This is a genomic window from Staphylococcus roterodami, assembly GCA_022493055.1.
Taxonomy (GTDB): domain Bacteria; phylum Bacillota; class Bacilli; order Staphylococcales; family Staphylococcaceae; genus Staphylococcus; species Staphylococcus singaporensis.
Window position 1 is genome coordinate 2,582,243 of the sequence record CP092781.1, and the last position, 14,698, is coordinate 2,596,940.

The following is a 14,698-nucleotide window of genomic DNA, read 5'->3' on the forward strand; positions in this document are numbered from 1 at the left end:
TCTCATAAAAATAATTGAATGCATCCACCAGCCTTTTTAGAAGACAAATCTCCATAACTTATTATCACAAAATATAAATTAAGCATGATGCTCATTCAATTTAGTTCACAATTTCGTGTTCCAATTTTATTGAGTATCATGCTTTTTAATGTTATAAACCTAATTCTTTAATAAATCGTGTTAATTCTTCTCGCATACTGTCATCTTTCAATGCATATTCTATCGTTGTTTTGACGAAGCCTAATTTTTCTCCAACGTCGTAACGTTCGCCTTCGAAGTCATATGCATACACTTGATTATCATTGTTCATACGCTCAATCGCATCTGTTAACTGAATTTCGTTACCTGCGCCTTCTTTTTGCGTTTTTAAATAATCGAAAATTTCAGGCGTTAATACATAACGTCCCATAATAGCTAGGTTTGATGGTGCCGTGCCTTGTGCTGGCTTTTCCACAAACTTTTTCACTTCATATTGACGTCCGTTTTTAGTTAATGGATCAATAATTCCATAACGATGTGTATCTGCTTCCGGAACTTCTTGAACGCCTATAACTGAGTGCCCAGTCTCTTCATAAACGTCAATTAACTGCTTCACTGCTGGCACTTCAGATTCAACAATATCGTCACCTAATAATACCGCAAATGGTTCGTTGCCAATAAATTGACGCGCCGAACTAATCGCATGCCCCAAACCTTTTTGTTCTTTCTGCCTTACATAAAATATATTCGCAAGTTCTGTCGAGTATTGAACTTTTTCTAGTAACTCAGATTTACCTTTTTCTTTTAAAACCATTTCTAACTCTTTTTGACTATCAAAATGATCTTCAATCGCACGTTTATGACGACCTGTCACTATAATAATATCTTCAATTCCTGCTCTTGCAGCCTCTTCAACGATATATTGTATTGTGGGTTTATCTAAGATAGGAAGCATTTCCTTTGGCATCGCTTTAGTTGCTGGTAAAAATCTAGTCCCTAAACCAGCAGCGGGAATGATTGCCTTTTTTATTTTTTTCAAAGTTAATGTGCTCCTTTTCCTAAGTATTAAATCTATGTATCAACGTCATTTTAACACTAATTAGAACGCCTTCATAGTGTCATTGAGTATGTAATTATTTCTTGGGAAATTTGATTTAATCTAAAAAAACAGGCTTACTTCATATAATCTATGAAATAAACCCGTCAATTTTGGATTGATTATGCTTTGTTATTCTTTTTATTTCTACGTAATAATGCTAAACCTAGAATGCTGAACAATCCGCCGAACAACATACCTTTGTTTGTTGATTCTTCTCCACCTGTTTCAGGTAGTTCCGTTTTCTTAGGTTGTGATGATTTAGCTGGCGTAACTGCTTTAACCTTTTCATTGATTTCAATGACAGGTGTTACTACCTTACCTTGTTCCATTGGTTTAGAAGGCTTTTTAGGTTCTTCTTTTGCAGGTGGTACTGGTTTACCAGGTTCAGTTGGTACCTCTGGCGTTGGTGGTGTTGGTGTTTCTGGCTCACTCGGCACTTCTGGTGTCGGTGGCGTTGGTGTTTCTGGCTCACTCGGTACTTCTGGTGTCGGTGGTGTTGGTGTTTCTGGCTCACTCGGTACTTCTGGTGTCGGTGGCGTTGGTGGTATGATTGGAGGCGTTGTGTCTTCTTCAATCGTTTGTTGACCTTCATTATGACCACTCACTTGTGGAATTGTATCCTCTACAAAGTCAACACTGTTGTGCCCACCAAATTGATAATTTGGTTTATCTTTATTTGTATCTTCTTCAATAATTTCAGTGTGCTTATTGAATCCGTGAATATGTGGCACACTGTCGAAGTCTATATCAATGATGTTACCGCCATGTTCATACTTAGGTTTGTCTTTTTCTGTATCTTCCTCGAATGACTGATCACCTTTATTTTGACCATGAATTTGAGGTAAACTATCAAAATCGATATCTACGATATTGCCACTTTGTTCATATTTAGGTTTATCTTCATCTGTGTCTTCTTCAAATGATTGATTGCCAATATTTTGGCCACCTTCGTAACCTAATTCACTCTTAATATCAACATGACTATTTTCTTCGATTTCTTCAATCACGCCATAGTTACCGTGACCATTTTCAGTACCTAATCCAGAATGAGAAATATGATGATTGTTTTCAGTGATTTCCTCGATTGGTCCTTGTGCTTGACCATGTTCTTCAGGTAGTTCATCCACTAATTCGATAAGATTACTTTCAGTTGTATATTCTTTTGTATCTTCAACTGTTGTATGATCGCTAACAGCACCAGTTACAATACCTTTTGTAGAATCTTCGTCAAATTCAACTAAGTTAGACTCAGTAGTAACCTGACCACCACCTGGGTTTGTATCTTCTTCATACTCAACAACATCAGCGTGATGTTTTGAATTTTCATGTGTAGATTCTTCAAAATCGACATGAATAGAATCTTCTTCAGTTTCAATAGTACCTTCTGCATGACCTTCTGCACCTTCAACAGCTGTATGATATTCAAAATCAATCGGCTTAGAATCGTTACTTTCTTCGATTGTACCAGTCAATTCATGCTTCTCCACTGGCGGCTCTGATTTAAATTCAAGTTCGATAGGAGTACTATGTTCTATAATAGGTTTCTTTGGTTTATCTTTACCGTCGCCTTGAGCGTTATTAGAGTAAAATGCAACACCGTTGTTCCAAGTTAATTGAACTGGGTAATATGAGTAGTAAGGATAGTATGGATAACTTTTATGATAACCTGAAAGATGTGTTTGGAAATTAAGATCTTTAGCATTTTGATCATATTCACCTTCATATTTGATTACATAGTCTTTTGAATTATCTAAATCGCTAAAGTTCAATGTGTATCCACCATTACCTGTATAAGATAGATTTACTTTCTCTGTCACATCTTCAAATTTGTTGGCATCATCAAGCTTTGCATAAACACTTTCAGCTAATTCATCTGAACCAATGTGTTTATAAACTTTGACTGTAGGATTCTTAGCATTTTGTTTATATCCAGATGTTACTTGACCAGTTACTGTCACAGAGCTTAACGACTGGTTGTTAGGTTTCACGTACGCAAAATGGCTAAATTTCCCACCTTCTTTATTTAAAGTATCAATTCGACCATTAACAGTAACACCCATTCTATCTTTAACACCGTCTAAGTATTTAATATCGAACTCTTTTTCAATCTCTTTATTACCTAGTGTTACTTTAACATTTTGCTTTCCTTGCTTTGTTACTGTTGTTGGGTCAATAAATAGGTTTAAAGTTAATTCAGCAGTTAAGTCTTTTTTGTTATCTATATAATCAATAAATGTATAACGAATTTTACGTTCGTCTATAACTTGACCGTTTGCCATAACTTTATCTTCTGTTGAACTTTTTATCTCCGGAACTTTACGCAGTGTTGAAATACCATGTGTTTCAACATTATCACTTAATGTGAAATCAAAATAATCTCCTGCCTTAATTCTTTCTCCAAATTTCCATTTATATTTTAAAGTTACTCTTTCAGCGTTATGCGGATTAACAATATTCGAATCTTTATTATGTCCTTCTAAAGAACTCTCAGTAACTTCCACTTTACCTGTTACATCTGTACCTGTCGCTTTAACTTCTTTCTCCACTACTTCTTTCTCTGCCACTTCTGCAACGTCAGCCGATCTTTTCATTCTTGGTTTAATTTCTGAAGCGTTACTTTGTTGAGTTGTGTCAACTTGAGTTCCCGCTATTTCCTTATCAGTAGCTTTTTCCGATGGCAAATCAACTCGTGAAGATTCTACTTTTGGTGCTTGCACAGTTTTTGGCGCTTCTTCTGTTGTTACTTGAGTTGATTTTGATGGTTGCTCAGTTGATGTCGCGCTGTATGATTGTGTTTCATCTATTGTATTAACGTTATTTGTAGTTGTTTGTGTTTCGCTTGCTTTACTTTCAGTAGCTGAATTCCCACTTTCCTCTACTGTTTTATTATTTTGTTCTGATGCTGCAGCTTCTTTATCTTGTCCCATTCCAACAACGATCATTGTTCCTAAGAATACTGATGCTGCTCCCAATTTATGTTTCCTTATGCCGTATCTAAGATTGTTTTTCACTATAATATTCTCCCTTAAATGTAAAATTCATTTATTTTTTAAACTCAATAAATGCAATTCTATATTGTTCGGTTTTTAAAAGCAATGCAAAAATGCGAGTTAATAAAAAGTTAAGATTATCATTAACTTTATCAAAAATGGTATTTTTATTATTTAGAACAAGCAATTAAATTGTATACAAACAGCTTAAAGCCCTTGATATTATTGCCTTGTATTTTTTATACTTACTTTTTAAATTAAATTCAATTTCATCTAATTTAAAACAATATACTAAAACCCACATAATAGTCGCCTGTACATTCTAACGTTTAGGTATTAATGAAATGCCTTTCATTACATAAAAATAACCAATATACTTTTTATATCGTTCGTTTTTTAGGTACTTTTATGGAATTTCTTATTAATAACAGCCGTATTTCGAGACAATGTTTTGTAATTGCCGAAAATTGCATTCAGTTAATAATTAGATCTAACTCATTTATCTCGTTTTTTCATCATAAAGTATACTTGTAAGCACTCATTTCGCTTTTAAATTTGTTTTTTTAAAATTATAGCCACAAAGCATAAAGTAATTAATAAGAATGATTTACTCTTTGATTTTTATTAGAAAACTAAATATAAATAAAAATAGGCTTACTTCATAAAACTTATGAAATAAACCCGTCAATTTTTGATTGATTATGCTTTGTGATTCTTTTTATTTCTGCGTAATAATACTAATCCTATAATGCTTAATAGTCCGCCGAACAATATACCTTTGTTTGTTGATTCTTCTCCACCTGTTTCAGGTAATTCCGTTTTCTTAGATTGTGACGTTTTAGCTGGCTTCACTGCTTTAACCTTTTCATTGATTTCAATGACAGGTGTTACTACCTTACCTTGTTCCACTGGTTTAGAAGGCTTTTTAGGTTCTTCATTTGCAGGTGGTACTGGTTTACCAGGTTCAGCTGGTATTTCTGGCATTGGTGGTGTTGGTGTTTCCGGCTCACTTGGTACTTCTGGTGTCGGCGGTGTTGGTGTTTCTGGCTCACTCGGTACTTCCGGAGTTGGTGGTGTTGGTGTTTCCGGCTCGCTTGGCACTTCAGGTGCTGGTGGCGTTGGTGTTTCTGGCTCGCTTGGTACCTCTGGTGTTGGCGGTGTTGGTGGTACGATTGGAGGTGTTGTATCTTCTTCAATCGTTTGTTGACCTTCATTATGACCACTCACTTGTGGAAGTGTATCCTCTACAAAGTCAATGCTATTGTGTCCACCAAATTGATAACTTGGTTTATCTTTATTTGTATCTTCTTCAATAATTTCAGTGTGCTTATTGAATCCGTGTATATGTGGCACACTGTCGAAGTCGATATCAATAATGTTACCGCCATGTTCATACTTAGGTTTGTCTTTTTCTGTATCTTCCTCAAATGACTGATCACCTTTATTTTGACCTTGAATTTGAGGTACGCTATCGAAGTCGATATCTACGATATTGCCACCTTGTTCATACTTAGGCTTGTCCTCTTCTGTATCTTCCTCGAATGACTGATCACCTTTATTTTGACCTTGAATTTGAGGTACACTATCGAAATCGATATCTACGATATTGCCACCTTGTTCATACTTAGGTTTATCTTCTTCTGTATCTTCCTCGAATGATTGATTGCCAATATTTTGGCCACCTTCGTAACCTAATTCACTCTTAATATCTACATGACTGTTTTCTTCAATTTCTTCAACGATGCCATAGTTACCATGACCGTTTTCAGTACCTAATCCAGAATGAGATATATGATGATTATTTTCAATAATCTCTTCGATTGGACCTTGAGCTTGACCATGTTCTTCAGGTAATTCATCCACTAATTCGATAAGATTACTTTCAGTTGTATATTCTTTCGTATCTTCAACTGTTGTATGATCGCTAATAGCTCCAGTTACAATACCTTTTGTAGACTCTTCATCAAATTCTACTAAGTTAGATTCAGTTGTTACTTGACCTCCACCTGGATTTGTATCCTCTTCATATTCAACAACATCAGCATGATGTTTAGAATTTTCATGAGTAGATTCTTCAAAATCAATCGGATTGGATTCTTCAGATGATTCAGTGTATCCTCCAACATGACCCGCTTCAGTATCCACAGCAGTATGGTAATCGATATCAATAGCTGATGAATCAGTTTCTTCTATTGTTTCAATGTATCCATCAACATATCCACCTTCACCATCTATAGCAGTATGGTAATCAATGTCAAGTGGTGTATTGTCTTGATTTTCTTCTGTTTCAATAATTTGCTTCGCATCGTATTGTCCACTGATAGAACCATTACCACTATCTTCAGAGAATTCGAAGTTATTAGAGTCTATGATTGGACCATATTTTCCATCACCATTAGCTTTATTACTATATAAAACTAATCCATTATCCCATGTTAATGTATAGCCGTGATTATAATAATAGTATGTTTTATAGTGATTTTCAGGGTATCCCGTTAATTGAGTTCTAAAGTTCACTTCACTCGTACCATTTAAGTAATCTCCTGTGTAATGAATTACATATGTTTTATCTAATTTGTCAAAATTTAATGAGTAGCTACCATTGTTTTGTACTTTTAATTTATCACTCATTTGATTCGTTACATCTTTTAATTGTGTGCTGTCCGCTGTATTTGCATAAACACTTTGTGATAGCCCATTTTCAGTTCCAACATACTCATATATTTTAACATTTGGTTGTGTTCCATTCTCATTACTTCCTTGTGTCAACATACCCGTTACAGTAACACTGTCTGAACTGTTTCCATTTATAGGCTTAATATATGCTACGTGTGTAAATTTATTTTTTTCTTTGTCAAACGTTTCAATCGAACCATTTACATTTGTATATTGATTTTTAACACCATCTTTATATGTTATTTGCATAGTTCCTGATGTTTCTTTGCCATTTAATTTTGAAGTAATTGTTTGTTGTCCATTGCTTTGAACTGTTTTAGGATCTATGAATAAGTTTATTTCTAAATTAGCCGTAACATTCACTTTATCTTTGATGTAATCAATAAACGTATATCTAATTCGGCCGTTATCTAATACCTGTCCTTTAGCCATTACTAATGAACCATTTTTTATATCTGGAACTTTTCTTGTAGTTGATACACCATGCGTGTTTACATTATTTGATAATGTAAAATCAAAATAATCTCCTGTTTTCAACCCATCTTGAAATTTCAGTGTATACTTCAATACTACACGTTGCCCTTCATGAGGCTGAACATTATTTCCTTTTGGCGCTTCAATTTTACTTTCATCTTCTACTGTAACTTTACTCGTCACATCTGTACCCGTTTCCACTTTAGCATCCACAACATCTGTTGATCTTGTCACACGTGGTTTGCTTTCTGATACCGTTCTTTGCTGTGCCACTTCAACTTGTGTTTCTGTCCCTTGATTTTGTGTAACCTTTTTAGGTGTTAAATCTACTTGTCTTTGATCTCCGCTATTTTCTTGAGATTGTGCTGTTTCCTTAACTTGAGGTTTTGCTTCTTCCTTAACTACCTCTTCCTTAACTGTTTCCACATTTGTTGATTGTACATTTTGTGGTGCTTGTGATGTTTGTGGTGCCTCTACCGCTTGTGGTGCTGCTTCTGCTGTTACTTGTGTTGCATTTGATGGTTGTTCTGTTGATGTCGCACTATACGTTTGTGTTTCATCTATATTATTAACATTGTTTGTAGTTGTTTGTTTTGATTTATTTTCAGTAGCTGAATTCCCATTTTCTTCTACTGTTGTATTTTGTTCTGATGCCGCTGCTTCTTTATCTTGCCCCATTCCAACAACGATCATTGTTCCTAAAAATACTGATGCTGCGCCCAATTTATGTTTCCTAATGCCGTACCTAAGACTGTTTTTCACTATAATAATCTCCCTTTAAATGTAAAATTCATTAATTTTTTCAATTCAATAAATGCAATTCTATATTGTTCGGTTTTTAAAAGCAATGCAAAAACTCAAGTTAATAAAAAGTTAAGATTGTCATTAATTTTATGTTAATTAGGAATTTTATCATTTGAAAAACTACTATAAATTGCACGCAAATCATATTAAACCCTTGATATACAAGGCTTTTATTTTTTATACTAACTTTTTAAATTAAATTCATTATTATCTAATTTAAAACAATATACTAAACACTTCTCAAGTATCGTCTGTACGATGCTCGATAAACCACATAATGAAACGCCTTTCATTTCACCAAAATAGCCAATATACTTTTTATATCGTTCGGTTTTTAACTATTTTAGCTGATTCTCTCCATAAAAATAAACGTGTTTTAAGACAATCTACTATAATTGTCTAAAAACACGTCTACTTAATATTTAGTTAAACAAATAAGCTAATGAATAAAATGAAGATGATACCTGAAACGGAAATAATCGTTTCTAATAATGACCATGTCAGGAATGTTTCTTTTACAGTTAAACCGAAATATTCTTTAAACATCCAAAATCCTGCATCGTTCACATGAGACAAAATCACACTACCTGCACCAATTGCAAGTACGACTAATGCTACATTTACATCTGAAGATTGTAATAATGGTAGGACAATACCTGTCGTCGAAATCGCAGCTACTGTGGCTGAACCTAACGCAATACGTAGTACGGCTGCAACAATCCACGCTAGCAAAATCGGCGACATTTCTGTGCCTTCAAACATTTTAGCAATGGTATTACCGACACCACCGTCGATTAATACTTGTTTAAAAGTACCGCCACCGCCAATAATCAATAACATCATTCCGATTGGATAAATCGCATTCGTCACTGATTCCATAATATGATTCATCTTACGTTTTCTCATCAAGCCCATAGTTACGATTGCAAACAATACTGCAATAAGCATAGCTGTTCCTGCTGTCCCTACCATATAAATAATAGATTCAAATAGATTAGTAGGTTTGGCGTTTCCTGTCAAAAGTTGCGTAATTGTAGATATCAACATCAATATTACTGGTAGTGTTGCCGTTAATAAGCTCATGCCAAATCCTGGCATCTCTTGGTCTGTAAATTCTTTTTGTGCACCTAACGCTGAAATATCTCCTTCTCTTGTATATGCAGATGGAATCATTTTTTGTGCGACTTTATTGAAAATCGGACCTGCAATGAGTGTAACTGGAATGGCAATAATCATACCATATAATAATACTTCACCAACATTTGCCTTTAATTCTTTAGCGATAACAACTGGACCTGGATGCGGTGGTAAAAAGCCATGTGTTACTGACAAAGCTGTTACCATAGGTAGTCCAAGCTTTAATACTGAAACATTTGCACGTTTCGCTACTGTAAATACTAATGGTATTAGTAAAACTAAACCGACTTCGAAGAACAAAGCAATACCAACGACAAACGCTGCGACCAGCATCGCCCATTGCACATGTTTTTGACCAAATTTTTGAATCAAAGTGTCTGCAATTCGTGTTGCACCGCCACCGTCAGCAAGTAATTTCCCAAGTATAGCACCTAACCCGAATATCAGTGCGATATGACCAAGCGTACTGCCCATCCCTTTCTCAATTGTTTCCATAATTTTAGTTAAAGGTATCCCAAGCATTAACGCTGTAATCATTGATGTAATGATTAATGATATAAATGTGTTTAGTTTAAATCCGATAATTAATACTAATAAAATGATGATTCCTAATACAACACTGATCAAAGGCCATATTTCGTTATACATGACATTCCCCTCTTTCTCTTTTCAATAGAATGTAATACCGTCGTCGCGCACGTATTCTACATAATATGTAGTAGTCATGGCACAACAACGAATCTAAGATGCTCGAGTTACATAGTTATTGCGTTTTATTTTCAGCTATATGTTGACGTTGAAAATCTGCAATTTGTTCATAGTTCTCTGTTAAAGAACGACTTAAATTGATGAAAATAGCTACGAGTTCTTGGTAAATTGCTGCATTTTCTTCAATCGGCGTATGATTGTGTGTAGCACCAACCATAGATGAAACTATTGAAAAATCTTCAATTTCACCTATAGCTTTAAGTCCGAGTACGCACGCTCCTAAACATGAACTTTCATAACTTTCTGGGACTACTAATTGTGTATCAAAGATATCTGCCATCATTTGGCGCCATACTCCGCTTTTCGCAAAACCACCTGTTGCTTTAATCATCTTAGGCGTTTCATTCATCACTTCAACTAGCGCAAGGTAAACAGTATATAAATTGTAGAGTACACCTTCTAATGCCGCGCGAATCATATGCTCTTTTTTATGCGATAAAGTTAAACCGAAAAACGAGCCTCTCGCATCTGCATTCCAGAGTGGTGCACGTTCACCAGCTAAATATGGATGGAAAATTAAACCATCAGCACCTGGTTTGACGCGTTTAGCAATTTGAGTTAAAACGTCATATGGATCTACTCCTAAGCGTTTCGCAGTTTCAACTTCACTCGCTAGCAACTCATCGCGCAACCATCTCAATACAACACCACCATTATTTACTGGCCCACCAATGACATAGTGGTCTTCTGTTAAGACATAACAAAATATTCTTCCTTTATAATCTGTACGTGGTTTATCTATCACAGTTCGAATCGCACCAGATGTACCGATAGTGACAGCGACTTCTCCTTTGCCAACACTATTGACACCCAAATTAGAAAGCACACCATCGCTAGCACCAATGACAAAAGGCGTATCTTCATTAAGCCCCATTAATGTTGCATAACGTTTTTTCATGCCTTTCATCACATAAGTTGTTGGTACTATTTCTGGTAACATTTCCTTGGAAATACCCAGCAGTTCTAATGCCTCAACATCCCAATCTAATGTTTCTAAATTAAACATCCCTGTGGCAGATGCCATTGAATAATCTATAATATATGTATCAAACAAATGATAGAAAATGTATGTTTTAATATCTGCAAACATTGCTGTACGTTGAAACACATCTTGCCATTCATGTTTCATCCAAAAAATTTTCGCTAAAGGCGACATTGGATGAATCGGTGTGCCTGTTCGTTGATAAATCGCATTGCCATCATGTACATCATTAATTAGTGTCGCATATTTTGCAGCTCGATTATCTGCCCAAGTTATATTATTTGTTAACCTTTGATGTTGTTCATCCATTGCAATTAAACTATGCATTTGAGCACTAAATGACACAAACTTAATATCATCTTTATTAACTTTGGATTCTCTCATGACATATTTAATAGTCATTAGTACTGCATCAAATAATTCATCTGGATTTTCTTCAGAGATATCAACATTCGGGGTGTACAAATCATACCCGATTTGATGTTTCATGATAAATGTTCCATTTTCATCGTATAAGACCGATTTGGTACTCGTCGTTCCTATATCGACTCCAATCATGTATTTCATTGCAAATCCTTCTTTCTTTTCATTTTAATTCAACCAAAATCCTTCTACATCTTTACCAACATCATCAAAATTAAAATGAAATGCTTCTTTCAAAATTTGACTGTCGTATTGTTCTACCGCATCAATAAAAACTTGATGATTATGGTGAATACGTTCGAAATCTTGTGGATTCTGTTGCATTCGTTGACGCATTGATGTTAAAACAAGTGACATCATCACAGGCTTTAGATGATTCCAAAATGAATTTAAATATTGATGATTCGCTGCTTTAATTAATGTTTCATGAAATTCAAAGTCATGTTTAGTAAACGATTCTGCATCTTCAAACTTTACTGCCACTTTCATCATTTCAAGTTGTTTCTTCATTTCTTTGACGATAGGTTGTTGGTCTTTATTTTTAATTCGTGAAAATGCAAATGACTCTAGCATCAGTCGCAAATCATACATTTCTTTCTTTTCTTGCTCTCCAAAGGGCAACACGTGTGCACCCATTCTTTCTAATTGGATAAGTTGATTTTGTTGCAATAATTTAAATGCATCTCGAATTGGTGAACGGCTCACATTAAATTGCTTTGCCATTTGATTTTCAGTGAGTAACGTACCTTCAGCAATTTGACCGTTCACAATACCTAGGCGTAATTCTGCCGCGACACCTTCTCCAGTTGTCATCCCTTCCAACCATTTCTGCGGATATCCATACGTCATCAAGTTCCCTCCTTTACAACGCTCCATACTTGTATACAAGTATGTTAATATAGTTATTATGAGTTTGCAAGCGCTTTCTTAAAAATGCATAAAAAGTGACCATCCCTTTATTATTAGCGTCTCAAAGGTGATGATCACTGTTACATAAATGATTTAATTGTGGTTTATACTTGTGATGTGTGGCAAGTTTCTTTGTTCGAATGTGTTTTTGGCACTTCAATACAATAGTGTGTTTCATGACAGTTAGGACATTCGAATCGACGTGTTGTCGCTGTATGCTTAGCTTTGATAACTTGCCATAAAGATGGTGAGAATACATGTTGGCAGTTAGGACATAAATAGGCGACCTTACGCTGGTAGTATAAAGTAATGCCAATGCCGTATCCAATCATAAACGGCAACGCAATTAGAAACGGCCATTTATTTTTCATTAAGAGCGCACTAATAATGCTTGAATATTGAATAACTCCCATAATACCAGCACTAATCCAAATGTTACGACGAATACTTTTCATTTCAACAGATTTACTCATGACATTTTCTATGTCTTTAAGATGTGATATTGGAGCTTTCGACTCATCACTTACGTAATGTTGAATATTACTTATTTTGTTTAACACCGTTTGTTGTTGCCTAATTTGTCGTTCAATTTCTTGTTGTTTAAGTACGAGCAAAGCATTAAGTGTCTTCAGTGTACTTTTTTCACCTTTTAACAACATATCTATATCACTTAATGCACAACCTAACTCTTTAAGTAATAAGATTAACTCTAATGTTTGTCGTTGCTCTTCTGTATAAAGACGACGATTTCCTTCTGTAAATCTTGCTGGTTTCAAAATACCTTTACGATCATAATATTGAACTGTTAGTATTGTTACATTACATAACTTTGCGAGTTCTCCAGTTGAATAGTTAGACATAGATTTCCACCTCCTAACCTCAACATATGTGATGACCTTACGTCACAAGCAAGTACTTTTTCTATATTTTATTATTTTTTAGAATTTTATTATTCAAAGCATTTCATTTATTGTCATTTTGACTTAGTAACTTTAAATTTAGCAACGTTGTGACTATTATTTAAACAGCGCGCACTTACTTTAATCCGTGATTTCAGAATGAATTTGTTGTAACTTGTTTTCAACGTCAGTAATTTCAGTAGCACATTCTTTTAATAAATCTCTATATTTTTCAGTTTCAGCATTATTTTTATAACGCATCTTGTGTTCTAAGCTAGCCCACATATCCATTCCAATCGTTCTAATTTGTATTTCTACTGGCAATATTTCAACACGTTCTGCTAAAAATACTGGAATCGACACAACAATGTGTAAACTGCGATAGCCATTTTCTTTAGGATGCTCAATATAATCTTTACGTTTTATTAATTGAACATCTTCTTGTTTCAAAAGCATTTCTTCAATCAAATACACATCTTCTAAGTAGTTACAGACAACACGAATACCTGCGATATCCATAATATGTTCTTTAGCCGCATGCGCACTTATCTGTAATCCTTTCCGATTTAGCTTTTCAATTAAACTACGCATTTCTTTAACACGTCGTTCCATATGATGGATAGGATTATGTTTATAAATATGGTTAAAATTATCATCTAAAATACTTAACTTTGTACTAATTTCTTTTAGGGCTGATGAATAAATATGATCTAATTCTACAAAACCTAATAATGTATCAAACGCTTCATCACCATTTTCAAATTTACTTAAACTATTTTTAAAATCATGTCGCAAATCTTCTAAATATAATGATGGTTTTCGATCTACATACATTTATATTTACCTCCGAAATTTAATCATCTTTATTGTACCTGACATTTTATTAAGATAATACTAATACCCTATCGTACTTTTAGCCGACTCAAAAAATCCTTTAATATTTCTTTGTAAAAAATACACCTACGATTTATGTATAACTCAAATTGTTAAAACTTTGAAGCAATCAATTTAGAAAATAACCATTGATTGTTTGCCCTCTAACACTTTGGAACAAAATAAAAAACACCTGTTACCTTCATATAGGCACAAGTGTTTAATTGATTGAAATATTATAAGTCTTTAAATGATCCCACAGCTTTTGCATGTGGACCATCAATAATTGACTCTCTTTGGCGAACGCCACCACTTTCGCTTTCATTTGATCCACTATCAAATTTTGACTTATTTTGATTTGATACTTCTTGAATATGTTTTTCATTATCAGTTGTTGCATCTTCACTATCCACCTCTGTTTTTTCCATTGTTGCTGTATGGAATTGTACGATGTTTTCTTCTTCTAATGCTTTAATTTCTTCTTTCGATAATGTTCGATACCAATCTTTTGCTTTTTTCGTTGCGATAGGAATAACATCTTTTTCAAGATATCCTTCTCTTAACATTGCATTCGCAATTTCTATCGCTTTTTGTCGTTTTAACGTTTCAAATTCCTTCCATTTTTCGGGGTAACCTTTCAATGTACAGGGCATTTCTTAAACCTCCAATATGTTACAATTCATGT

At 34.4% G+C, this 14,698-nt stretch carries 9 protein-coding genes and 1 pseudogene; all 10 read right to left on the minus strand.

Annotated features, from left to right (window positions below):
• Positions 1 to 151: 151 nt before the first annotated feature.
• The 10 genes and pseudogenes from galU to ML436_12740 all read right to left on the minus strand — a co-directional run bounded on the left by galU (position 152) and on the right by ML436_12740 (position 14,666).
• Complete coding sequence (gene galU / locus ML436_12695) at positions 152 to 1,018, minus strand: UTP--glucose-1-phosphate uridylyltransferase GalU (protein ID UMT77968.1); 867 nt, start codon at positions 1,016 to 1,018, stop codon at positions 152 to 154.
• Between the two features lie 179 nt (positions 1,019 to 1,197).
• Positions 1,198 to 4,089 carry a fibronectin-binding protein FnbB gene (gene fnbB / locus ML436_12700; protein ID UMT77969.1) on the minus strand — a complete coding sequence of 964 codons (2,892 nt, stop codon included), beginning with the start codon at positions 4,087 to 4,089 and terminating at the stop codon, positions 1,198 to 1,200.
• Between the two features lie 678 nt (positions 4,090 to 4,767).
• Positions 4,768 to 7,980, minus strand: a complete 3,213-nt coding sequence (locus ML436_12705; GenBank protein UMT77970.1) for a fibrinogen-binding adhesin SdrG C-terminal domain-containing protein — start codon at positions 7,978 to 7,980, stop codon at positions 4,768 to 4,770.
• Positions 7,964 to 8,066: pseudogene (locus ML436_12710) on the minus strand (hypothetical protein). Before ML436_12710 ends, ML436_12705 begins: the two are co-directional and overlap by 17 nt.
• A gap of 382 nt (positions 8,067 to 8,448) precedes the next feature.
• Positions 8,449 to 9,807 carry a gluconate:H+ symporter gene (locus ML436_12715; protein ID UMT77971.1) on the minus strand — a complete coding sequence of 453 codons (1,359 nt, stop codon included), beginning with the start codon at positions 9,805 to 9,807 and terminating at the stop codon, positions 8,449 to 8,451.
• Positions 9,808 to 9,922: 115 nt separating this feature from the next.
• Positions 9,923 to 11,476, minus strand: coding sequence for a gluconokinase (gene gntK, locus ML436_12720; protein UMT77972.1), 1,554 nt, complete (start codon positions 11,474 to 11,476; stop codon positions 9,923 to 9,925).
• Between the two features lie 24 nt (positions 11,477 to 11,500).
• Positions 11,501 to 12,181 (minus strand): GntR family transcriptional regulator, encoded by a 681-nt coding sequence (locus tag ML436_12725; GenBank protein UMT77973.1) that lies wholly within the window; start codon positions 12,179 to 12,181, stop codon positions 11,501 to 11,503.
• Positions 12,182 to 12,345: 164 nt separating this feature from the next.
• Positions 12,346 to 13,101, minus strand: coding sequence for a MerR family transcriptional regulator (locus tag ML436_12730; GenBank protein ID UMT77974.1), 756 nt, complete (start codon positions 13,099 to 13,101; stop codon positions 12,346 to 12,348).
• Positions 13,102 to 13,281: 180 nt separating this feature from the next.
• Positions 13,282 to 13,974: a GTP pyrophosphokinase family protein gene (locus tag ML436_12735; GenBank protein UMT77975.1), complete on the minus strand. Its 693-nt coding sequence runs from the start codon at positions 13,972 to 13,974 to the stop codon at positions 13,282 to 13,284.
• A gap of 275 nt (positions 13,975 to 14,249) precedes the next feature.
• A complete protein-coding gene (locus ML436_12740; GenBank protein ID UMT77976.1) occupies positions 14,250 to 14,666 on the minus strand; it encodes a DUF2188 domain-containing protein in 417 nt (138 codons plus the stop codon).
• Between the last annotated feature and the right edge of the window lie 32 nt (positions 14,667 to 14,698).